The organism is Pseudomonas sp. S3_A03, from assembly GCF_054668275.1.
The window spans coordinates 1,645,396-1,667,298 of record NZ_CP162753.1; the positions used below are offsets into that span (position 1 = coordinate 1,645,396).

At 58.7% G+C, this 21,903-nt stretch carries 17 protein-coding genes and 4 pseudogenes; 3 read left to right on the forward strand and 18 right to left on the reverse strand.

The genetic code is table 11. The features are described from left to right. The first annotated feature begins 52 nt into the window (after nucleotides 1-52). A complete protein-coding gene (locus AB4O25_RS07320) occupies nucleotides 53-547 on the forward strand; it encodes a DUF6622 family protein (RefSeq protein ID WP_460150708.1) in 495 nt (164 codons plus the stop codon). 499 nt (nucleotides 548-1,046) lie between these two features. Here the strand turns inward: AB4O25_RS07320 and AB4O25_RS07325 are convergent, their stop codons facing one another. Further along, complete coding sequence (locus tag AB4O25_RS07325) at nucleotides 1,047-1,994, reverse strand: aromatic alcohol reductase (protein ID WP_108538180.1); 948 nt, start codon at nucleotides 1,992-1,994, stop codon at nucleotides 1,047-1,049. Between the two features lie 96 nt (nucleotides 1,995-2,090). Here AB4O25_RS07325 and AB4O25_RS07330 point away from each other — a divergent pair. Beyond that, nucleotides 2,091-2,550, forward strand: a pseudogene (locus AB4O25_RS07330) (winged helix-turn-helix transcriptional regulator). 17 nt (nucleotides 2,551-2,567) lie between these two features. On the opposite strand, the pseudogene tnpC reads toward AB4O25_RS07330, so the two are convergent. The 11 genes and pseudogenes from tnpC to AB4O25_RS07385 all read right to left on the reverse strand — a co-directional run bounded on the left by tnpC (nucleotide 2,568) and on the right by AB4O25_RS07385 (nucleotide 13,042). Next, nucleotides 2,568-4,096 (reverse strand): annotated as a pseudogene (gene tnpC, locus AB4O25_RS07335) (IS66 family transposase). An 81-nt stretch (nucleotides 4,097-4,177) separates the two neighbouring features. After that, nucleotides 4,178-4,513 (reverse strand): IS66 family insertion sequence element accessory protein TnpB, encoded by a 336-nt coding sequence (tnpB, locus tag AB4O25_RS07340; RefSeq protein ID WP_003177794.1) that lies wholly within the window; start codon nucleotides 4,511-4,513, stop codon nucleotides 4,178-4,180. Then, nucleotides 4,510-4,842, reverse strand: coding sequence for an IS66-like element accessory protein TnpA (tnpA, locus tag AB4O25_RS07345; RefSeq protein WP_003173944.1), 333 nt, complete (start codon nucleotides 4,840-4,842; stop codon nucleotides 4,510-4,512). The genes tnpB and tnpA overlap by 4 nt, the downstream gene beginning before the upstream one ends. Nucleotides 4,843-5,071: 229 nt before the next feature. Then, complete coding sequence (locus tag AB4O25_RS07350) at nucleotides 5,072-6,163, reverse strand: bifunctional transcriptional activator/DNA repair enzyme AdaA (protein WP_026067219.1); 1,092 nt, start codon at nucleotides 6,161-6,163, stop codon at nucleotides 5,072-5,074. A 32-nt stretch (nucleotides 6,164-6,195) separates the two neighbouring features. Further along, nucleotides 6,196-6,495 (reverse strand): annotated as a pseudogene (locus tag AB4O25_RS07355) (isocitrate lyase/phosphoenolpyruvate mutase family protein); the annotation flags it as partial. Between the two features lie 624 nt (nucleotides 6,496-7,119). Further along, nucleotides 7,120-8,862, reverse strand: a complete 1,743-nt coding sequence (locus AB4O25_RS07360) for an ABC transporter substrate-binding protein (RefSeq protein WP_460150709.1) — start codon at nucleotides 8,860-8,862, stop codon at nucleotides 7,120-7,122. A 31-nt stretch (nucleotides 8,863-8,893) separates the two neighbouring features. Continuing rightward, nucleotides 8,894-9,166 (reverse strand): DUF2160 domain-containing protein, encoded by a 273-nt coding sequence (locus tag AB4O25_RS07365; protein WP_003232363.1) that lies wholly within the window; start codon nucleotides 9,164-9,166, stop codon nucleotides 8,894-8,896. A gap of 10 nt (nucleotides 9,167-9,176) precedes the next feature. Beyond that, entirely contained in the window at nucleotides 9,177-9,977 is an 801-nt protein-coding gene (locus AB4O25_RS07370; RefSeq protein ID WP_017735079.1) for a carbohydrate ABC transporter permease, read from the reverse strand. A 10-nt stretch (nucleotides 9,978-9,987) separates the two neighbouring features. Continuing rightward, nucleotides 9,988-10,854: a carbohydrate ABC transporter permease gene (locus AB4O25_RS07375; RefSeq protein ID WP_460150710.1), complete on the reverse strand. Its 867-nt coding sequence runs from the start codon at nucleotides 10,852-10,854 to the stop codon at nucleotides 9,988-9,990. Continuing rightward, entirely contained in the window at nucleotides 10,851-11,948 is a 1,098-nt protein-coding gene (locus AB4O25_RS07380) for an ABC transporter ATP-binding protein (protein WP_460150711.1), read from the reverse strand. Before AB4O25_RS07380 ends, AB4O25_RS07375 begins: the two co-directional genes overlap by 4 nt. Continuing rightward, nucleotides 11,948-13,042, reverse strand: coding sequence for an ABC transporter ATP-binding protein (locus AB4O25_RS07385; protein WP_065877376.1), 1,095 nt, complete (start codon nucleotides 13,040-13,042; stop codon nucleotides 11,948-11,950). Before AB4O25_RS07385 ends, AB4O25_RS07380 begins: the two co-directional genes overlap by 1 nt. Before the next feature lie 268 nt (nucleotides 13,043-13,310). Between AB4O25_RS07385 and AB4O25_RS07390 the strand changes: the two are divergent. Then, nucleotides 13,311-15,123, forward strand: a pseudogene (locus AB4O25_RS07390) (sigma-54-dependent Fis family transcriptional regulator). Here the strand turns inward: AB4O25_RS07390 and AB4O25_RS07395 are convergent. From AB4O25_RS07395 to AB4O25_RS07420, 6 genes are all read right to left on the reverse strand, one after another. Then, nucleotides 15,120-16,052: a FecR family protein gene (locus AB4O25_RS07395; protein ID WP_065877378.1), complete on the reverse strand. Its 933-nt coding sequence runs from the start codon at nucleotides 16,050-16,052 to the stop codon at nucleotides 15,120-15,122. The pseudogene AB4O25_RS07390 and the gene AB4O25_RS07395 overlap by 4 nt on opposite strands. Beyond that, entirely contained in the window at nucleotides 16,052-16,591 is a 540-nt protein-coding gene (locus AB4O25_RS07400) for a sigma-70 family RNA polymerase sigma factor (RefSeq protein WP_017527236.1), read from the reverse strand. The genes AB4O25_RS07395 and AB4O25_RS07400 overlap by 1 nt, the downstream gene beginning before the upstream one ends. Nucleotides 16,592-16,670: 79 nt before the next feature. After that, nucleotides 16,671-18,785 (reverse strand): TonB-dependent receptor family protein, encoded by a 2,115-nt coding sequence (locus tag AB4O25_RS07405; RefSeq protein ID WP_460150952.1) that lies wholly within the window; start codon nucleotides 18,783-18,785, stop codon nucleotides 16,671-16,673. 244 nt (nucleotides 18,786-19,029) lie between these two features. Beyond that, complete coding sequence (locus tag AB4O25_RS07410; protein ID WP_017527234.1) at nucleotides 19,030-20,343, reverse strand: methyl-accepting chemotaxis protein; 1,314 nt, start codon at nucleotides 20,341-20,343, stop codon at nucleotides 19,030-19,032. 108 nt (nucleotides 20,344-20,451) lie between these two features. Then, entirely contained in the window at nucleotides 20,452-20,718 is a 267-nt protein-coding gene (locus tag AB4O25_RS07415) for a hypothetical protein (RefSeq protein WP_116077878.1), read from the reverse strand. 155 nt (nucleotides 20,719-20,873) lie between these two features. Next, nucleotides 20,874-21,623, reverse strand: a complete 750-nt coding sequence (locus AB4O25_RS07420) for a hypothetical protein (RefSeq protein ID WP_217855145.1) — start codon at nucleotides 21,621-21,623, stop codon at nucleotides 20,874-20,876. Between the last annotated feature and the right edge of the window lie 280 nt (nucleotides 21,624-21,903).

The following is a 21,903-nucleotide window of genomic DNA, read 5'->3' on the forward strand; positions in this document are numbered from 1 at the left end:
CAAGCCAATGTAAGCATAAAGTCACGAAAGAGTGACAAGGACTCCAAAGGCGATGCTTGAAATTCTACAAGGTACCCCCCTCTGGGTTTTCGGCGTTTTTCTACTGATCTGTTATTACGGAGTCAAAGCTCTACGGCCTACCCGAGAGAGCCCGACCTTTCTGCTTATTACACCTTGTATCTTTGTATTTTGGTCACTTTTTTCACTTAACTACAGCGGTCATCTCACGATGACGTTAAGCGCGTGGTTAACAGGTATAGCTGTAGGGAGCGCCACTGCATTATTGTTGTTCCCTACGCGTTGCCTAACTCTTGACGATACCGGAAGGCGACTTGTCGTGCCGGGGACTTGGAAAATTCTCGCGATATACCTGCTTTTCTTTGCCGTGAGATATTTTATTGGCTATCAAGCAGCCGTTCATCCCGAGCGCTCGAATGATGTCCAAATCCTCTTAATCGCCTGCACTGTATCGGGATTTACCGTAGGTCTTTTTTGCGGTCGTGCTACAAGCTTTTACCGTAAATGGTTAGAGCTTCGTGTTATCTAATAGCTCGGCCTCAATCACCGCGATATCAGTATCGATCAGGTCAAGCAGGCCGGCCTGATCAGGACTCATCTGCTCACTGCGCTTGGCAAACTTCAAACGCTTGAGCTATGCGGCTTGCGGGATGGCGCTTGAACCAAGGTTAGTTTCATTGGCCAGGCGTCCATCGTGGGACGGAGGTCGAACGTAAGCGTCCGGCAGACACACCTTGACCACACCATTCTCCCCCGTGCTCCTCAAAACCACGCTCATTTGCAAGGCTTTAGTAAGCGCTTGGTTAAGTCACCGTGGTTCGGAATTCGCGCTTAGAAAACTCAATAGATAGTGAAGTGGGACGCCTCAGACCTCGGCAGATGGTGCGGATAAGATAAAGATTCGGTCGTCTTGGATTACCAGACCCATTCTCCGCGCCTTAGCTTCGGTTATCAGCGCCCATTATCAGACTGAGGAGCTTTTTAGCAGGTCAACTCCGAGCGCGAGAACGTTCGTTCAGCTACTGCCCTTATGCTGATGAGGTTGCCAGATTTGCACGGGCCCACTCCTCAGCGGTCGTGACTTGAGTCGACTGCTGCGCGTTGAAAGTGCCTGCTTTAGGCCAGGCCACGCCTCTGCCCTGGGCGAACACAGCGCGGTACTTCTTGATGTGATGCGTTGGGTCTCTCTCCAATTCTTGGAGCAAGTACGGAACAGTCCACACGTTACGTTTGAACGGGCGACCCAGTACACGTTCGAGGAGGCTCGCAACCTCTCCGTACGTCACTGTATCTCCCGAGAGGTACACAATCTGATCGCGGAAGCGAGGTTCGAAGAAAACAATTTCCGCTGTCAACGCACCAATGTCTTCTGGAGTCGTGAGCGTCACGCTGGTCTCAAGACTGCCTAGCGCGTTCACGGTATCGTTTTCGAAGTCAACCACCTCGAATACTGGCTCGAATAGAAAGCTGGTGAACATACCCGTCGAGATGATTACCCATTCAGTTTTATCCTGGGCGCGAAGCAATTCGCGTACATCAAGCTGAGCATCGAACAGATCTTGAGGACTGCCCCGACCGATTACCTCGAAGTCGACACCAAACTGCCAAGGAAAGTAGCGCTTCACACCGGACTTGAGAGCTGCTGTAGCCAGCTTCATCGGGGTTTCCCGGCCTGCAACCATGCCTGCGCAGCCTATTACGGTATCGAACCGTGCGAACACTTCAGCCAACTGATCGATTGAATTATTCACGAGATCTGCGGCCACCATCTGGATGCCAAGATCTCGAAGCTCATCGATTTCGACCTTTTTCTCGGGCACCTGAGTGTTGATGGTCGAATCCCTGAGCAGGACGCTGATTGTGGAGCCGGGCGCGCGCTTTGCTACTCGCGCAAGATTGCGCAGAACCGGCAGCCCAAGCTCACCGGCGCCTAGAACGAGAATGGATTGGGGGGAAAGCTGGGTCGCTTCGGTCATGATTTCTCCTGAGACCTGTTGCCTGTAAGATGAACAAATGCTTGCACGATTAGGCAACGTTCGTAAGAAGGCACACCTGTGATACCAGAGAATGAAATGACCGATCAGGAGGCTCTCAGCCAGGCAGAAACAATTTGCCGAACGCTTAGAGAAGACGATGATGGCGTCAGACGAGAAGTGCTTGCTCACGCAGGTAGCCGCTGGTCGTTAGGTATTCTGCATGCCCTGGGGGTTTACGGCACGATGCGCCATGCCGAAATAAAAAAGGCAGATGGCTGGGGTGACTCAGCGGATGTTAACCAAGACGCTACGCTCCATGGAGCGGGATGGGCTAGTGGTTCGGCGGGAGTTCGGTGAGATTCCGCCACGTGTCGAGTATGAGCTGACGCCGCTGGGTATGGGACTGTTGATCCGCATGTCACCTATCTGGACTTGGGTTGTCGAGAACGTTGAGGATTTCCGCAAGGCGCGGCGTATTTTCGACAGTCAGGATGACAAAAAACCCGCATGGCAAATACCTCCATCGACACCATTAGATTCAGACGCGTCGGACTGAATGTAGCTCATAGCGTGTTAGGAGCCCTGTGCCCATTGATGCGGTAGTAATTGGTCAATTGCACTGGCCCTCTGTGTCGGCAACCGCGTCAGTACATCCTTGAGATACGCGAACGGATCATGCCCATTCATGCGTGCCGATTGAATCAAGCTCATAATTGCCGCCGCTCGTTTACCGCTGCGCAGTGATCCGGCGAAGAGCCAATTCGAACGGCCAAGGGCCCAAGGCCGGATCGTATTTTCGACCCGATTGTTGTCGATGGGCACAGCACCATCATTGAGGTAGCGCGTCAGCGCTACCCAGCGTTTCAGGCTGTAATCCAGAGCCTTGGCTGTGGCCGAGCCCTCGGGCACAAGTTCGCGCTGAGCCAGCATCCACTCATGCAACTTCTCCGCGATAGGAATCGCCATTTCTTGACGTAATCGCCAGCGATCTTCATCGCTCATCTCTTTGGCCTTTCGTTCAACCTCGTATAGGCCGCCGATTGAGTGCAGCGCCTGTTCGGCCAGTTGGCTTTTGTTCGCCACATGCAGGTCGAAGAACTTGCGGCGAGCATGGGCCATGCAGCCGATTTCGGTGATGCCCCCTTCGAAGCCGGCCTTGTAGCCTGCGAAGCCATCGCAGACCAGCTTGCCGTTCCAAGTGCCCAGGAAGTTGCGCGCATGTTCGCCAGCACGGCTCGGGCTGAAGTCGTAGACTACCGCCTTCAGTGCCGAGAATGGTGTCGTGCAGTAGGCCCAGACATACGCTCGGTGCGTTTCTTTTCACCCGGTGCCAGCATCTGCACGGGTGTTTCATCGGCATGGACGACTCGCTGGGCCAGCACTGCCTCGCGCAGTGCTTCCACGAGCGGTTGCAGTTGTACGCCGGTTTGACCCACCCACTGCGCCAGTGTCGAACGGGCGATGGGCAGCCCGGCGCGGCCGAAGATTTTCTCTTGGCGATACAGCGGCAGATGGTCGGCGAACTTGGCCACCATGATGTGGGCCAGCAGGCCTGCGGTCGGGACGCCTTTGTCGATGACGTGCGCCGGTACCGGCGCCTGGATTAGCGTTTCACACTGCTCGCAGGCCCACTTTCCACGGATGTGACGCTCGACGGTGAATACGCCGGGCGTGTAGTCGAGCTTTTCGCTGGCGTCTTCGCCGATGCGCTTGAGGGCGCAGCCGCACTGGCAGTGGCTGTTGTCCGGTTCGTGATGGATCAGTGTGCGAGGAAACTGCGGTGGCAGCGGTGCGCGCTTGGGTTGCTGGCGCACTTTGGCTTCGACAGGTGCCGGTTGCAGAGCCTCAAGTTCGGCTTCGATAGCGGCGATATCCGTATCGATCAAGTCGTCGAGCAGGCTGGCTTGATCCGGGCTCAACTGCTCGCTGCGCTTGGCAAACTTGAAGCGTTTGAGCAGCGCGATCTCGTGGGCCAGTTTCTCCTTGACCGACTTGTGATGAGTGATTTGCTTGTCCATTGTCTCGACGCGCTGGATCAACTGCGCCGCCAGGGCACGCAGTTGTTCAGGGTTTAATTGATCGAGATTTGGATGCAAAGTCATGCCGCCGATTTTGCCAGAGAGGGCTGATGGCGACGATAGACTGATGGGCCAATTGCGCTGGCAAGCACGCCATGGCAGATGTTAAAGCATCGAGATGATTCCGCCTGCACCGACGCGCTGCCAAGGTAAACCGAGCACCAGGGCCTGAAGTTGCTCGGCATCCAACTCAACTTCGGAGCCGTGTCGCACACCCGGCCAGAAGAAGCGTCCTTGATTCAAACGCCGGGCGGCAAGCCAAATCCCCACGCCGTCATGCACCAGCACTTTCATTCGATTGGCGCGGCGGTTGGCGAACAGATAGGCACAGTGCGGCTTCGCCGCACCGAACACCGCCACGACTCGTGCGAGCGCGGTTTCAGTGCCGGCGCGCATGTCCATGGGCTCGGTGGCGAGCCAGATGGAATCGACGCGGATCATCGCAGCAGGTCTCGTAGGAAAGCAGAACACGCCGCTGCATTTTCTGCTGGCCAACTCACCACGACTACACCTTTTGGATGCGGCACTTCGATTCGGATCGTGGCAGGAAGGGCCTGATGCATCGGCACCGGCGGCGAAGTCTTGACCGGGATGAAGGCAGTTTGCAGTGCCAGGTTTTTCTGCGCATGCACCCGAATCCATTTATGGACGAGGTTTGCATTGAGGTTGTGGGTCAAGGCGACATTGGCAATTGAAGTGTCAGGATGGGCGCACTCAGTAATGACCTGGGCCTTGAAGGACTTGGAATAGGAACGGCGTTCTTGTGGCATGGGCGTCCGCTTAAAAAGGCTAAAAATGGTGTCCACTTAAATTTAGGTGGACACCATCGCCTTAACCGATGGCATCAGGAAGATGTGTTGCTCGGACGGTTACGGTCGAACTCGACCCCGAACAACTACGCACACTGGCTGCGCAGTTGATGCCCAAGGTCGACACCCAAGGAGCTTTACAAAAGACGCGCTGAGGAGTCTTTGTGTCTGCGTATATTCTGACTAGCAACTAACTCAACAGGAGTTCGTTCTGTTGAGTCATCTGCAAAGCAGTTTTTTCCAAATGCAGTAAAAACTCTTTCCGGGGCTGTCCTCCGCCATATCCGGCGAGTGCACCATTTGTCGCTATGACACGGTGACAGGGGACGACAATGGATAAGCGATTGTGTCCATTTGCATTGCCCACTGCTTGGCTTGCACCTGGCTTACCGATGCCCCTAGCGATGGCACCGTAGCTTGAAATAGTTCCATAGTCGATTTTTAGAAGCTCTGCCCACACAAGCCTGTCAAAAGAGCTGCCTGGCATATGGAGCGGTACTGAAAACCTTTTTAGCTTTCCATCAAAATAAAGTTTTAATTGAACTTCGATCTGCTTGATGTAGACATGCTCACCAGGTGCGATTGAATACCCATGACGCCCACGCAGTTCGTTTAATTCAGCGGTTAGGGCCGGGCGGTCAAGAAATTCGAGGAGTACCAAACCTCGCTCCTCTGCCATGGCGATCATTGGGCCCAACGGTGTAGTCAAATGGCGATATAGCAGGAGCGACGTTTCAGCTGCCTTACCAGGGGGCATCTGAAATGTTTTTTTGAAAGCATCTCTAAAGCCACTCAATGACTCGTACCCTAAGTCAAATGCGGTGTTATCCAGCGTTTCGCCCGAAGAAATCCGGCCTAGGGCAACACCGAGCCTTCTAGAACGGATCCATGCATGAAAAGTCATGCCAAAATTTTGTTTGAACCACCTGCGTAAGCGTAACGGATCGATACCACGCGTAGTTAGGTCAGCATCACTCCAGCGAGCGTCAGGTGATGCAGATACAGAGGCCAGTAGCGCCTTGACCCAATCTGGCGCGCAAGCTGCGAGATCCAATGGCTTGCATCGTAAGCAAGGCCGATAACCTGCTGCCATCGCTTCGTTAGCCTGCGAAAAAAACTCTACATTCTCGGGCTTTGGCTTACGTGCACTACATGTAGGGCGGCAAAAAATACCTGTAGTTTTGACAGCAGTGAAAAAAACGCCCTCATAGGCGGTATCACTGCATAGCATCGCATTCACCATCTCGCTTCTGGGCGGAAGAGCGTGATTGTAAGATCTCATAGACCGTAGCCTCGTCATCGAATGGGTGTAAAAATCGCTTTCGAGATGCGGGAAACAGCGGCGAGGTCGTCGCAATAGCCCCCTTCGACATCGACCGTGAGGGGAACTGTAAGCACTCGAACCATTGACTCAACTGTAGTAGTCAGCAGTTTTAGGGGAAGTTGATTGCCATCTTGGTATCCATGCGCCCAAGCAACGGCGGCGCTGCTGGTCGCGATTGCCTTACTCCCAACACTTTCGACCATACGTGCGCTGCCAGCATCGCTCACGTTGGCGAGTACCAACAAATTAGCTGGGTGAAGTTTGCGGAAAACCGCACTTAGTGGCGTCATTCAGTGGTACCCCGGTGAGAGAAGACAGGTGCAGATCGCGCTATCGTAAGCTGACTGCAGCGACGTCTCCACCGAGAAATCGACAGTGATTTAAGAGCTAGCGAATATAGTTTTTGCGGGTTAGGGAGGGGTGAATACCTAAGCAAAAGCGTGCTGAAAGACGTTGCCGTACACATCCAGTCATCACAGGGATCGGATAGATGACTTCCCCGGACGCTTACCTTCGCTCAGCAGAGGGACGATAACAAAAGGCGCCTGAAAACAGCCTCCTGCGGCGAAGTAACCGGCTTTGCAGAGCCATATCGACTACTTGAGCAAGGCTGTGAACGCGATAGAGCAGCTGATTCGCGAAAGCGTCAACAGGCTAGACCGCGAAAAGGTCGAACGCCTGCTCAGTTAAGGGCATCGGGCTCATTTACGGCGGCTAGCCTAAATCGGCAGCGATGTGTGGTTGAAGGTCACACGGCTTGAGAGCTGTGGGAGCTTGGCTGTCTTAAAAAGCGATGCCAACGTTAGGGTCATCCAGACAGTTGCTCCCACATTTAGATTTCTGCCAGCTTCTCCAAGCCAGCAACTTGGCCTGAACGGCACGCTAGCGTGCCATTCAGGCCTTTCCCGCCGCGTTTACTTACGCGCCGCCTCCCACGATTTGAGCAGGTCGCTGTAGGTCACCGTCTCGCCTTTAGGCTTCTCGTTGGCCAGTTTCGGCTTCGGCGCACCCGGTTGGTCGAACCAGTATTGCGCGTCACGCTCGGGGTTCATTTTCGGGCCACACACCGGTTGCACCTTGGAGCGTTCCAGGCGCGTCATGATCGCGTCCTGTTCCTTGGCCAGGTTGTCCAGCGCCTGTTGCGGGGTTTTTTCGCCGCTGGCGGCGGCGGCGATATTGCTCCACCACAGTTGCGCCAGGCGCGGGTAGTCCGGCACGTTGGTGCCGGTCGGGGTCCATTCCACCCGTGCCGGGCTGCGGTAGAACTCCACCAGGCCGCCGAGTTTGGGCGCCATGTCGGTCATGGCTTGGGAATTGATGTCGGACTCACGAATCGGCGTCAGGCCGACGATGGTTTTCTTCAGCGACACGGTTTTGGAGGTCACGAACTGCGCATACAGCCAAGCCGCGAGTTTCTGTTTTTCCGGCGTCGACTTGAGGAAGGTCCAGGAGCCTACGTCCTGATAGCCCTTCTTCATGCCCTTTTCCCAGTAAGGTCCGACAGGCGATGGTGCCATGCGCCATTTCGGCGTGCCGTCGGCGTTCACCACCGGCAGGCCTGGTTTGGTCATGTCGGCGGTAAACGCGGTGTACCAGAAGATCTGCTGGGCGATATTGCCCTGGGACGGCACCGGGCCGGATTCGGAGAAGGTCATGCCCGCCGCTTCCGGTGGCGCGTAGGCTTTCATCCAATCCACGTATTTTTGCGTGGCAAATACAGCGGCCGGGCCGTTGGTGTCGCCGCCGCGGGTGACGCTGGAGCCCACCGGGTGGCAGTCCTCCACGCGGATGCCCCACTCGTCCACCGGCAGGCCGTTGGGCAACCCCTTGTCGCCGCCACCGGCCATGGAGAACCACGCATCGGTGAAGCGCCAGCCCAGGGACGGGTCTTTCTTGCCGTAGTCCATGTGCCCGTAGATACGCTTGCCGTCGATTTCCTTGACGTCTTCGGTGAAGAACTTGGCGATGTCTTCATAGGCCGACCAGTTCACCGGCACGCCGAGGTCGTAGCCGTACTTTGCCTTGAACTTGGCTTTGAGCTCCGGACGCTCGAACCAGTCGGCGCGGAACCAGTAGAGGTTGGCGAACTGCTGGTCGGGCAACTGGTAGATCTTGCCGTCCGGCGCGGTGGTGAACGACAGGCCGATAAAGTCCTTGAGGTCGAGGGTCGGCGAGGTGAAGTCTTTGCCTTCGTTAGCCATCAGGTCGGTGATGGATTCGGTCTTGCCGTAGCGAAAGTGCGTGCCGATCAGGTCCGAGTCGTTGACCCAGCCATCATAGATATTTTTGTCGGACTGCATTTGGGTTTGCAGCTTTTCCACCACGTCGCCTTCCTGCAGCAGGTCGTGGGTCAGCTTGATCCCGGTGATTTCCGTGAAGGCCTTGGCCAGCACCTTGGATTCGTACTCGTGGGTGGTGAGGGTTTCCGACACCACGTTGATCTTCATCCCACGGAACGGTTCCGACGCTTTGATAAACCATTTCAACTCTTCGAGCTGTTGGGCTTCGGTGAGAGTGGACGGTTTGAACTCGCTGCCGATCCATTTTTTCGCGGCATCTTCATACGCATCGGCCCACGCCGTGGCGCTCAAACCGCTGAGGGCCAGTACGGCGGCCAATGAAATGCTATGTCGCAGCTTATTGTTTTTATTCAACATAGAGACCTCCTGGGGTTTATTCATAAGGGCATTAGCCCCAACGCATCACGCTCAACAGCCATACCAGGGACAGCGCGGACGCCACCCAGATGCTCCAGTCGGTAACGCCGATAACCAGCAAATGCAGGTAGGCGCTGCCGAGAAGACCGATAAACAGGCGATCACCACGGGTGGTGCTGATCGGTAGAAACCCGCGCCGAGGGATGCTCGGCGAACGCAGTTCCCAGGTGGTCATGCCCGCCAGAATCAGCGCGATGCCGCCAAAGAACAGTGCAGTGGGGGTGGTCCAGGCCATCCATTCCATCATCGACTCCTCAGACCCGGCCCAGGGCAAAGCCCTTGGCCACGTGGTTGCGAACAAACCAGATCACCAGCATGCCGGGCAGGATGGTCAACACCCCCGCCGCCGCCAGCACGCCCCAATCGATCCCCGATGCCGACACCGTGCGCGTCATGACCGCCGCGATGGGCTTGGCGTTGACCGAGGTCAGCGTGCGCGCCAGCAGCAGCTCGACCCAGGAAAACATGAAGCAGAAAAACGCGGTGACGCCGATGCCGGAGCCGATCAACGGGATGAAAATCTTCACGAAAAACTTGGGAAACGAGTAGCCGTCAATATAGGCGGTTTCGTCGATTTCCTTGGGCACGCCAGACATGAAACCTTCCAGAATCCACACCGCCAACGGCACATTGAACAGGCAATGCGCCAGGGCCACCGCGATATGGGTATCGAACAGGCCGATGGACGAATACAACTGGAAGAACGGCAGCAAGAACACCGCCGGCGGCGCCATGCGGTTGGTCAACAGCCAGAAGAACAGGTGCTTGTCGCCCAGGAAGCGGTAGCGCGAGAAGGCATAGGCTGCCGGCAGCGCCACGGTCAGGGAGATCACCGTGTTCAGGCTCACGTAGTACAGCGAGTTGAGGTAGCCGGTGTACCAGCTCGGGTCGGTGAAGATCACCTTGTAGTTGGCCAGGGTGAAATCCTGCGGAAACAGTGTCAGCCCGCCGAGGATTTCGGTGTTGCTCTTGAAGGACATGTTCAGCAGCCAGTAGATCGGCACCAGCAGGAACAGGATGTAGATCAGCAGCGGTATGACTTTGCGCTTGCTCATGTTGGCGGCCTCAGCGGTTGGCGTCGGAGTGGGTCATGGCGGTGTAGAACAGCCAGGACACCAACAGGATGATCAGGAAGTACACCAGGGAAAACGCCGCCGCCGGGCCCAGGTCGAATTGGCCTACGGCCATCTGGGTCAATGTCTGGCTCAGGAACGTAGTGGCGTTACCCGGCCCGCCGCCGGTAAGGACGAACGGCTCGGTGTAGATCATGAAGCTGTCCATAAAGCGCAGCATCACCGCGATCAGCAACACGCTCTTCATCTTCGGCAGTTGGATATGTCGGAACACCGCCCAGGCGGAGGCCCGATCAATGCGCGCGGCCTGGTAGTACACGTCCGGAATGGAGCGCAAGCCCGAGTAGCAGAGCAGCGCCACCAGTGAGGTCCAGTGCCACACGTCCATCACCAGCACGGTGACCCAGGCGTCCATGGTGTTGGCCGCATAGTTGTAGCTGATGCCCAGGGCGTTGAGGCTGTAACCCAGCAGGCCGATATCGGCACGGCCGAAGATCTGCCAGATGGTGCCCACCACGTTCCACGGGATCAGCAGCGGAATTGCCAGCACGATCAGCACCAGCGACGACCAGCGGCCCTTGGTGGGCATGGTCAGGGCGATGGCGATGCCCAGCGGTATTTCGATCAACAGCACGCACGCCGAGTAGATGAACTGGCGCAGCAGCGAGTCATGCAGGCGCGGGTCGAGCAGCACTTGTTTGTACCAGTCGGCACCGACGAAGTAGCGGCTGGACTGGTCGAAGATGTCCTGCACCGAGTAGTTGACCACGGTCATCATCGGGATCACCGCGCTGAATGCCACCAGCAGGAATACCGGCAATACCAGCCACCAGGCCTTGTTGTTCTGCACCTTGTTCATGGCTGCACCTCCAGCAGGTAGTCGTCGGCATACAGCATCAGCCATTGCGCGGGAAAGCTGATGGAGGCCTGGCCCTCGGGCACCGGTTTGTCTTCGGCCAGGCGCACTTTGAGCGTTGCGCCGTCGAGGTCGAGGGTCATGATCTTGTAGGTGCCAAGGTCTTCCAGGTGCGTGACGTTGGCCTGCATGGCGTCGGGGTTATGCTCGTCCCACACGTGGATAAATTCCGGGCGGATGCCCACCTGCAGCTTGGTGTAGTCCGTCGCTGCAATGCGTCGCTGCAACGCCTCGGGCAACGGCAGATGGGTACCGGCAAATTGCACCCCGCCCGCCTCGGCCCGCACTTCGATCAGATTCATCCCAGGGCTGCCGATGAAATAACCGACAAAGGTGTGGCTGGGTCGCTCGAACAGTTCCCGTGGCGTGCCGAACTGCACGATCTGCCCGCCGTACATCACCGCGATCTTGTCGGCGAAGGTGGAAGCCTCAAGCTGATCGTGGGTGACGTAGACCATGGTGATATTGAACTGCTCGTGAATCTGCTTGAGCTTGCGCCGCAGCTTCCACTTCAGGTGCGGGTCGATCACCGTCAGCGGCTCGTCAAACAGGATCGCCGATACGTCGTCGCGCACCAGGCCGCGGCCCATGGAGACTTTTTGTTTTTCATCGGCGGTGAGGTTGCGGGCTTTTTTGGTCAGCAGGTTTTGCAGGTCGAGGACTTCGGCGATTTCCTGCACTTTGCTGTGGATTTTCGCCTCGGCCATGCCCTGGTTACGCAGCGGGAAGGCCAGGTTGTCGAACACCGTCATGGTGTCGTACACCACCGGGAACTGGAACACCTGGGCGATATTGCGTTTCTCCGGCGTTGGGTCGTTGACCACTTGGGTGTCAAACAGCACCTGGCCCTCGGACGGGCTGAGCAGGCCGGAGATGATATTGAGCAGGGTCGACTTGCCGCAGCCGGACGGGCCGAGCAATGCGTAGGCGCCGCCCTGCTCCCACACGTGGTTCATTTCCCGAATGGCGTAGTCCTCCGGACCATTCGGCGTAGGGCTGTAGCTGTGCGCCAGGTTCTGCAAGTGGATCTCGGCCATCAGGCAACCCTCGCGACACGGCGTCCGGGGGCCTGGACCAAACGGCCCTGACCATCGAACACAAACAGTTTATGGGTGGGGATATACACGCGGATCGGCGCGTCGACGTCGTATTCGTGCACCCCCGGCAAGTGCAGCACCAGCAGGAAGTGCTCGCTGCGCACATGCAGGAAGGTTTCCGAGCCGCTGATCTCGGCGACTTCCACGGTGACTGCCAACTCCAGGTCGTCGTCGTTACTCGGCACCAGGCTGATGTGGCTGGGGCGCACACCGAAGCGGAATTCGCCTTCGCCGATGGGGCGCAGGTCAACATTCAGCGGGAAGTGCACAAAGTTGGCGAAGCTCACCTCGTTGCCGCTGATACGTCCCGGCATCAGGTTGATCGGCGGTTCGGAAAACAGTTCGGCCGCCAGCACCGTCTGCGGCTGGTGGTACACCTCGGCGGCCTTGCCGCTCTGGATCACCCGGCCTTCGTGAAGGATGGTGGTGGTGCCGCCCAATGCCAGGGCCTCGTTGGGTTCGGTGGTGGCATAGATGGCGATGGTGTGGCGGGCCTGGAACAGCTCACGCATTTCCTGACGCAGCTCTTCGCGCAGTTTGTAGTCCAGGTTTACCAGAGGCTCGTCGAACAGGATCAGCTCGGCATCCTTGACCAGTGCGCGAGCCATGGCCGTGCGCTGCTGCTGGCCACCGGACAATTCCAGCGGGTGGCGCTGGAGAAATTTCTCGATGCGCAGCATCCTGGCGGTTTCCTGCACCTTGCTCTGGATGATCTCGTTGGACACACCGGCCTGGCGCAACGGCGAGGCGATGTTTTCAAACACGGTCATGGTCGGGTAGTTGATGAATTGCTGATACACCATCGAGACGTTGCGCAGGCGCACCGGTTTGTGGGTGACATCAACGCCGTTCATCAGAATGCGGCCGCTGTCGGGCTTGTCCAGGCCGGCCATCAGGCGCATCAGGCTGGTCTTGCCGGACAGGGTGCGGCCAAGCAATACGTTGAAGGAGCCGGGCTCGAAACGCAGGGTGGCGTCGTCGATCCAGGTTTGGCCGGAGACGACGCGGGAGACATGTTCCAGGGTCAATGACATGACACGACCTTTTTATTATTGGAATGAAACTGGCCAGTCGTCAGAGCGAATTTCATGCCAAAAACGGCAGGTGCTTGATCCGTAAGGAAATGGGGTAAAAGCGGTGTTCGAGAGTGAACAATCTGGCTGAACAACTGAACAGGTTGGGGGTTGACAATGAACACTTCTGAACAACACTTTATGGGCACTGGAGCACAACTGGGAGGGGCAAGCCCCGGATCCAACCAGTAGATCGTGCAAGCCCCATAACAATAAAAAGAAGGTCACCATGGCCGAACCGCTGCCCCACGACATCATCATTCAGGACTCCTGGCGCCGTTGCCGCGCGTTTGGCCTGGACCACCAGAGCACGCCCAGCTTCGACCAGTTGCCGGCCGAGGGCATCAGCCAATTGCTGGAAAGCCAGCACTCCCTGGTGCAGACCACCCACCAGGAGGTGCTGCCCTACTACGAGAACATCCTCAGTAATTCCAATTGCCTGATCATGCTGGCCGACAATCAGGGCCAGGTGCTGACGTCGTGGGGCACTCAACGCTTTATCGAGCCTAAACTGGCCCGTGGCTTCAGCGCCGGCGCCAGCTGGAAGGAGCGCTGCAGCGGCACCAACGCGATCGGCACCGCACTGGCCTGCGCCCAGGCAGTGCATATCGAACACGACGAACACTTCCTCAAGGCCAACCGCTTCATGACCGGCTCGGCGGCGCCGATCTTCGATGCGCAACGTGAAATCATTGCGGTGCTGGATGTGTCCAGCGACAGCTACCTGCCGCCCTCCCACACCCTGGGCATGGTCAAGATGATGAGCCAGACCGTGGAAAACCGGCTGATCCTCAACCTGTTTCGCGACGAGCATTTTCAACTGACCTTCAACACCGGCTTGAGCAACCTCGACAGCCAGTGGGCCGGCCTGTTGATCTTCGATGAAAGCGGCCAGGTGCTGTCGGCCAACCGGCGCGCCGACAACCTGCTGGGCATCAGTCTGTCGCGGGTGATGATCGACAGTTTGTTCAAGGTGTCATTGCTGGAATTGCTCAACCAGCCGGAAGGCTTGCCGTTTTCGTTGCAGGCGGCGGGACGCAATCGGTTCCAGTGCGTGTTGAAACGCCCCCAGCAAATGCCGGTGCAGGCGCGGGTGTTCAGCGAGCCTGCTGCGCCAAAACCAGCGGCGATTGGCCTCAAGACCCTGCATTTCGGCGATGTTCGCGTGGAAAAAGCCGTGCGTCAGGCCGAGCGCCTGCTGGAAAAAGACATCCCGCTGCTGATCCACGGCGAAACCGGCGTGGGCAAAGAGGTGTTCGTCAAAGCCCTGCACCAAGCCAGTTCCCGCAGCCGGCAGGCCTTTATCGCGGTGAACTGTGCGGCGATTCCCGCAGAACTGGTGGAATCGGAACTGTTCGGCTATGAAAAAGGTGCGTTCACCGGTGCCAACCAAAAAGGCAGCATCGGCCTGATCCGCAAGGCCGACAAGGGCACATTGTTTCTCGACGAGATCGGCGATATGCCGCTGCCGACCCAGGCCCGCTTGCTGCGCGTATTGCAGGAGCGTTGCGTGCAACCGGTGGGGAGCAGCGAGTTGTTTGCGGTGGACCTGCGCATTATTTCGGCCACCAACCGCGCCCTGCGCGAATGGGTGCAGGCCGGGCGCTTCCGTGAAGACTTGTACTACCGCATCGGCGGCCTGACGCTGGAGTTGCCGCCCTTGCGCGAGCGCAGCGACAAGCAGGCGCTGTTTCAGCAACTGTGGCAGCAACACCGCGAACCGACCCAATGGGCCGGCCTGAGCAGCGAGGTGCTGGCGCTTTTCGAACAGCATCCATGGCCAGGGGAATTTGCGCCAGGTCAGCAGCGTGCTGCAGGTGGCGCTGGCAATGGCCGAGGAACAACCGATCCGCCCGGAGCATCTGCCGGATGATTTTTTTGTGGACTTGAATGTGGCCCCGCCGCCAACTGCCAGTGAATACCTGGATGACAGCATCGACCTGAACGAGCGCCTGAAGGCGGCGGGCGGGAATATCTCCCACCTGGCGCGCGAGTTGGGGGTGAGTCGCAACACCTTGTACAAGCGGTTGCGCCAAGGTTAGCGCGGCTTGACCACCACCAGCAGGTCGGTGAAGTACTCCACCTGGATCGGCAGGTTATCCGCCAGGGCCGCCAGCGCCGCCGCCGTGTCGTCCAGCTTGAACACGCCGGACACACGCAGATCGCCCAAGGCCTGGGAGTCGAAGCGCACCACCCCGTGACGGTAGCTGGCCAGCGTCTGCAAGACCTCGCTCAGGGGCTGGTCGTTGACCTTGAGCAGGCCACGGGTCCAGGCGTCCGGGTCGGCATTGCCGGTGTTTTGCGCGGGCATGGCGTGGCCATCCTTGAGCACGGCGCGCTGGCCGGCGGTGACCTTGACTGCGTCCTGCGCTTGACCTTTGACCGCCACGGTGGACTCGATCACCGTGACCACCGTGCTGCCGTCTGCCGCGCGCTTGACCAGATAACGCGTACCCAGCGCGGTCGCCGTGCCCTGGTCGGTGCGAACCACGAACGGCCGCTGGGCATCCTTGGCCACGTCCACCCAGAGTTCGCCTTGCAGCAATTGGAGGACCCGTTGGTGGCCGTCGAATTGCACATCCACCGCAGAGTTGCTGTTGAGCTGCAATTGGCTGCCGTCTTCGAGGGCGATCTGCCGACGCTCGCCGACGCCGGTACGCTGGTCGGCCATCCACACCGGCAGGTGCTCCAGGCCCCACCAACCGCACAGCAACACGCCAAGCAAGCCCAACACTTGGGCACTGCGTGGGCGTTGCGCGCTAAACGCGCGATTCAGGGCCACGCGCGTCGGCTGCGCGGGCAAGGTATCGAGGCTGCACCAAAGGCCGCGCATGCGTTCAATTGCCACCGCGTGACGCGGATCGGCCTGGCACCAGGTGTTGAAAGCCTGGCGCTCGGCGTCCGTGACGTCTTCGTCGTGCAGGCGTGTCAGCCAATTCGCCGCTTGCTCAATGATCTGTTCGGAGCTCATCACAGCGGGTCGGCCGCATGCAGGCTGTGGTAACAGTGCACCAGGGCGCTGGAAATATAGTTTTTGACGGTGCCGGAGGACACGCCCAGGCGGCTGGCGATTTCGCTGTAGGTCAGCCCGTCGAGGCGACTTAACAGGAAGGCCTCGCGGGCCTTGGCTGGCAAACCGGCGAGCATTTCCGCGATACGCTCCAACGCTTGCAGCGCCACGTGGATCGCGGCCGGGTCGGGCATGCCGGCGTCTTCACACTGGATGGCCAGCGCTTGCATGTAGGCTTTTTCGATACGGCGTCGACGCGCGCCATCGATCAACAGGCGCCCCGCCGTGGTGGCCAGGAAGGCCCGAGGTTCCTGGATGTGTTGTGGCTCGGCCAGCATCAGCACACGAATGAACGCATCGTGCGCCAGGTCGGCGGCGTGCTGGGAACACCCGAGTTTTCTGCGCAGCCAGCCATGCAACCAGCCGTGGTGCTCGCGGTACATCGCCGTAAGGGTCTGCTGGCGCACGGAGTCGCCCAGCGCGGCCGGAATGTCATGCATGCGCAAAAATTTCTCAAATGGGAAATGTTACCAATTGCGCAAACAATGCCAGTAAAACGATGACGGGGCAAGGGCCGGATTAACGCCAACTCCACGACACGCCGGTGTAGATGCCACGACCTTCCGCGGGTGTAGAACGGGCTAAATCCGCGCCCTTGTCGTCGTAAGCCGGTGTAACGGTGTTGGCGTAGCGGCGGTTGGCAAGGTTGCGCAGGTCGACCCAGGCTTGCCAGGCCTGTTGGGGCGCGTCGTAACCGAACGTCGCACCATAAACGGTGTAGGGCGCCGCGTAGTAGGAGTTGGCGTAGTCCACCGCCACCCGTGAAGCATGCTCGGTATTGAGGCTGGTGTAGAAGCCCGTCGGGTGGTCGTAGCGCAGTTGCGCCTGGTAGTAGTGCTTGGGGATACCGGGCAAGGCGTTGCCGCCGAAACGGTCGTCGTCGCGGTAGTGGAAGTCGCTGTAGGTGTAGGCCTGGCGCAGGTTGAGTATGCCGCGGTGGCCGCCGTCCCACAGCGGGCTGAGCAGGCCCAGTTCAACGCCCTGGTGCACGGTGGGGCTGGCGTTGGATTCGGCGATGATTGCATTGCTGGTTGGGGTCTGGGGCTGGGTTTCCACGCTGAGCAGTTCGTGACGTACTTCGGAGCGGTACAGCGCCAGGTCCCATTGGCCAAGCCATGCCTCTCCTCGCCCGCCGATTTCCAGGGTGGTGGCGGTCTGGTTTTTCAAACTGACACCTTCTCGCGCCAACCCCGTGGCCGCACCGCCGGCGAAGTATTTGTTGGAACCCCAGATCATCGACCACGCATGCGGCGGCTCGACCGAGCGGCTCACGTTGCCGTACACCTGCAATTGCGGGTTGACGTCATACCGCAGGCCGATGCGCGGCGCGTAGTCCCAATCATGCTGGCTGAGCGGCGCCTGGCCTTGAGGGTACGTGACCTGGGTTTCGCGGCGCGTGTAGATCGCGGCCAGGCCGGTGGTCAGCCAGAGGTCCGGCACCAGTTCCAGCTCGTTGCCGATGTGCAGCACGGTGTCGGAGCCCAGGTAGCTGTAGTCGCGGGTCTTGGTGCCGGGGGCGTAGTACTTTTTGGGATCAGTAGAAGGTACGCGCACATATTCCGACGCGCCATTGTTGGGCATCGCCTGGGTGGTGCGCAGGCCAACGGTGGTTTTGCTGTCGTGGCCGAACAACATGTCCTGGCGGATGTAATTGAGGGTGCCGCTGAGGTCGGTGTAGGCGACTTTAAGGCGGTTGGTGCCTTCGCGCAGGTCCATCGGGTAATCGTGATAGGCCAGGCCGACTTCAAGGCGCGAGTTGTCGTCCAGTTGCAGGGTGGTTTTATTGGCGATCCAGGTCGATCCCGGTTGCAGGCGCTTGGAGTCACGGCTGGCGTTAAGGCTGTTGGCTGCGCGCGGGTCGTGGCTGATCTGGCTGCGGGTGAGTTTGCCGGGGGTGTCGTTGGTCGTCTCGCGGGAACGGAAATAGAAGCGGGTTTCCAGATTCGGATTGAAGCGGTAGCCGAAGTTGGCGGCCACGCCCTTGCCGGTGGCGGCGCTCTGGTGCTGATAACCGTCGGATTCCGAGTCGGTCAGGCTGATGTAGTAATCGGCATCCCCCAGTACCTGGCCCGAGCTGATTTCGCGTTGGGCGTAACCACGGCTGCCGGCCTCATAGCGCACTTGCAGCTTGGGCGCGTCGTAACCCGTGCGGGTCACGTAGTTGACCGCGCCGCCCAGGGCCAGCGCGCCCTGATCAAAACCGTTGGCGCCACGCAGCACTTCTACGCGGCTCTGCCACAGTGGGTCCTTGAGTTCGTAGGGTGTGCCGCCAGGCCCGGTCAGGGGCAGGCCGTCGAACATCTCATAGAGCCCGGAAGCATGCGCGCCGGGGCTGCGGTTCAGGCCCGAACCGCGAATGGACAACTTCACCCCTTCGTTATTCGCCGCCTTGGCGTACACCCCGGGCTGGTACTTGAACACATCTTCGTTGGTGCTCACCCGCCCCTGCTGCACGCTGCTCATGTCGATGTAATTGGTGGCGCCGGGCACGTTCTTCAGCTGCGCCTGGGCCACTTCGCCGGCACTGGCCTCGGCCGTGGTGACTTCGAGCGGCGCCAGTTGCACGTCTTCGGCATGCACCAGCGAACTTAAGGTCAGGGCGGCAAACAGCAACGGAGGTTGGCGCAACAGCATGGGCAGGTCCTTGGGAGTCGGGGGCATGAAGGGCCTGGCCCACCACGCGAACAGTGATGGGAAGCCAACGCGGCCCACCAAGTCACGCTTTGTTAACGGACCCGCTTCTTTCTACACCAACGCCAAGCTGCTTTTTTATTAAGTCCTACATCGAGTCCGCGCATGCACACTCAATATCTGACGAAATAAACAGTGCCCCTACTGTGAAGCCCCCTTTAGCAAACAAACGATCTAACCCAGCACGTTATTGCAGTTCATTGGCAAAGCGCCCGACCGCGCTCACCACCTGTTTGGCGCCCCCCTGGATCTCGGTGATCACCGCGCCGGCCTGGTTGGCCAGGGTCAAGCCTTGCTCTGCCTGCTCGCGGCTGCTGAACATCTCGGTAATAGCTTCGTCGGCGAGACGCTGGTTTTGCTGGACCACGCTGACAATCTCTTCGGTTGCCGTACTGGTTCGGCTAGCCAACTGCCTGACCTCATCGGCCACGACCGCAAAGCCCCGCCCCTGTTCACCGGCGCGGGCGGCCTCGATGGCCGCATTGAGCGCCAACAGGTTGGTCTGGGCGGCGATACCCCCGATGGTCTGCACAATCGCGCTGATCAGCAATGACTGCTTACCCAGTGCTTCGATGCTGCCGGTAGCCGATTGCATCTGCACGGCAATGTTTTGCATGGTTTGTACCGTGTTCTGTACAACGGCCGCGCCGCGCTCGGCCGTGACATCGGTTTGCAGCGACACTTCGTAAGCCACCCCGGCCGCGGCCTTGACCTCGGACTCGCGCAACACCTGGCCGGTGACCACACTGGCAAACTTCACCACTTTGCACAGATTGCCTTCTGCGTCGTGCACCGGGTTGTAAGTGGCTTCGAGCCATACATCGTTACCGCGGCTGTCCACCCGCTTGAAGCGGCTGGCGACAAACTCTCCACGATTGAGGGTCTGCCAGAAATCAACGTAGCCGCTCGATGCCGCCTCTTGCGGGCTGCAGAACATGCTGTGTTTTTTGCCGACAATCTGATCCAGGCTATACCCCATGGCGTCGAGGAACTGAGTATTGGCGGTGACCACCGTCCCATCCAGTTTGAACTGGATAACGGCAGTCGAGCGGATCAACGCGTTGATGAACGCCTCGTTTTCCTTGGATTGCTCAATGGCACGGCTCACATCGGCACCGTAGCCCTGGATATGCGACAGCCGACCGTCACGCCCTTTGATCGGGCACCAGGTCAGGTTGAGCCAGGCCAGGCTGGCATCGCTGCGCAAATAGCGGTAGTCGTCAGTCACCGGTTCAAAGCGCTCAACCGCTGCGTGAAAATTGCGAAAGCAGGGCAAGTCCTTGACGTAAGGGGGAACGACTTCACCCAGCAAGCGACCTTGCAAGTGCTCTGGGGGATAACCAAGCACCCGCGCGAATGCGTCATTGACCGCCGTAATGCGGTACTCCGCATCCAGGGCGATGGAAAGCCTGCCACGGTCAAATTGCGCAACGAGCTGTCGCAAATGAAAAAGCTCGTCGTCCTGGTCCTGTAAATTTTTCTTCAAGAGGCGATTGAACATGGTGGCGTCCCTGCTGTGGTCATCACTGCATCGGCCATGTGGCCGGCAAGCTGAGCATAGACGACGAACAGTCACGCCGGCGCCACTGACCCCAAGCAAGTGATTGACCTAACCGGGCAGCTCCAGCCCCTGCATCAGCTCATGCGCCTCCGAGCCCGCGGGAAACCGGAAACCATACATCTCATCTGCCGCGAGTATCTGCCCAAGTGCCTCAAGCAACTGCGGCTCGCTTGGCGAGGCGCGCAGCAGCTTGTGTGCAGGCAATAACAATTCGGCAGCAACGCCTTCGGCACTGGCGGTCTCGATTACCGCGAAGAGAATAAAGCGCAGGCGTATTTCGCGATCCGTAGGCCACACCGTTTTTTGCTTACTCAAGGGTAGGGCCTCATTTTTCAGAAAAGTCCGAGGCTATTGCCGACGCCGGGGCGATTCAAGCAAGGGAAGGCAAGATAGGCCACTTCCTACAGAGGAAAACGAAACGCTGTACCTGTACGGATAGCTGTGCTGCCGCTTTGCGTTGCCAATAGCGCTCACTGCACCGGAAGGAAATTCATCAGCAACAGACTTTGCGCATAATTGAGACCAATGCGCCGGTAGCGCTCGTCAAGCATCTGCGTCAACAGGTCGAGCCGCGCGACAATCTTGCCGAACTCCACCGCAAAACTGAGGTTACTGCCCTCCTCCGATATCTCGTTGGAAAACAACAGCAGCACCCCATTGGCATCCTGACGCTTGCTGAGCAACCACGTGGCCTTCTCGATATTGCGCGCGGCGTTGCTGACGAATTGCGGGTTGATCGAGTCGGTCATATAGAACTCGGTGCGCCCACCGTGGGCGGTCACCAGCATGCTGCCGATCGCGTAGATAAACGCCCCGACCCGATCGCCCTGGAATTCCGGGCTCAAGGAATAGCTCAAGGCCACCAGGTCGCGACGTTCACCCAAGGCTGGCAGCGGCCGGCGCTGCTCGATCGCCTGGCGAATTTCCCGCTCGGCACTCGCCGCATCCGGGTAACCCGACTGCCGCCATTGGCTGGGGTTACGCAGGTAAAGCTTGCTCATCAGCACGTACAGGCTTTGCAGGTTGTCGCGCATGCCCAGCGTGGCCATGCGATCGACACTGGTTTGAAAGAACTCGTCGGGCTTGCCATTGGTGAACTGCTTGGCAATATCGCGGCCTTGTTGCTGAGTGCAGCCGGTAGCAAAAAACACTAATGCAGCGGCCAGGAGCAACAGCCGGCGCCTGGCGCGAACTCGGAAAAAAGGAAACGTGCGATCCATCGGCACCCGATCTTGTTCTTCTGCCCACGCGGGAAATCGGTGGGGCTGGGACAGAAATAGAGCGGATAAATCTAAAAAAGTGCGAAAGACAGCAGCAGATAGTTGTAAGAGGTGCCTGCCAGAGCGCCGCGTGACGAATTCGTTTCAGCGCCTATACTTCAGTTGCGTGCGTTGTTGGCGAGCCAGGATGGCATTTTCACTTTTACGTGGCCTTGCGGGTGGTTCGCAGCGCCCGCGGCACTATCAGCAGCCGCTGTAAATGAGGTGACGGCAATGAAAC

Coding starts and splice junctions, on each gene's coding strand:
- AB4O25_RS07350 (WP_026067219.1), bottom strand. CDS start 6,163: ATGAGATCTTACAATCACGCTCTTCCGCCCAGAAGCGAGATGGTGAAT.
- AB4O25_RS07380 (WP_460150711.1), bottom strand. CDS start 11,948: ATGGCCGAGATCCACTTGCAGAACCTGGCGCACAGCTACAGCCCTACG.
- AB4O25_RS07405 (WP_460150952.1), bottom strand. CDS start 18,785: ATGCTGTTGCGCCAACCTCCGTTGCTGTTTGCCGCCCTGACCTTAAGT.
- AB4O25_RS07370 (WP_017735079.1), bottom strand. CDS start 9,977: ATGAGCAAGCGCAAAGTCATACCGCTGCTGATCTACATCCTGTTCCTG.
- AB4O25_RS07325 (WP_108538180.1), bottom strand. CDS start 1,994: ATGACCGAAGCGACCCAGCTTTCCCCCCAATCCATTCTCGTTCTAGGC.
- AB4O25_RS07360 (WP_460150709.1), bottom strand. CDS start 8,862: ATGTTGAATAAAAACAATAAGCTGCGACATAGCATTTCATTGGCCGCC.
- AB4O25_RS07365 (WP_003232363.1), bottom strand. CDS start 9,166: ATGGAATGGATGGCCTGGACCACCCCCACTGCACTGTTCTTTGGCGGC.
- AB4O25_RS07385 (WP_065877376.1), bottom strand. CDS start 13,042: ATGTCATTGACCCTGGAACATGTCTCCCGCGTCGTCTCCGGCCAAACC.
- tnpB (WP_003177794.1), bottom strand. CDS start 4,513: ATGATCCGCGTCGATTCCATCTGGCTCGCCACCGAGCCCATGGACATG.
- tnpA (WP_003173944.1), bottom strand. CDS start 4,842: ATGCCACAAGAACGCCGTTCCTATTCCAAGTCCTTCAAGGCCCAGGTC.
- AB4O25_RS07375 (WP_460150710.1), bottom strand. CDS start 10,854: ATGAACAAGGTGCAGAACAACAAGGCCTGGTGGCTGGTATTGCCGGTA.
- AB4O25_RS07400 (WP_017527236.1), bottom strand. CDS start 16,591: ATGCATGACATTCCGGCCGCGCTGGGCGACTCCGTGCGCCAGCAGACC.
- AB4O25_RS07320 (WP_460150708.1), top strand. CDS start 53: ATGCTTGAAATTCTACAAGGTACCCCCCTCTGGGTTTTCGGCGTTTTT.
- AB4O25_RS07395 (WP_065877378.1), bottom strand. CDS start 16,052: ATGAGCTCCGAACAGATCATTGAGCAAGCGGCGAATTGGCTGACACGC.
- AB4O25_RS07420 (WP_217855145.1), bottom strand. CDS start 21,623: ATGGATCGCACGTTTCCTTTTTTCCGAGTTCGCGCCAGGCGCCGGCTG.
- AB4O25_RS07410 (WP_017527234.1), bottom strand. CDS start 20,343: ATGTTCAATCGCCTCTTGAAGAAAAATTTACAGGACCAGGACGACGAG.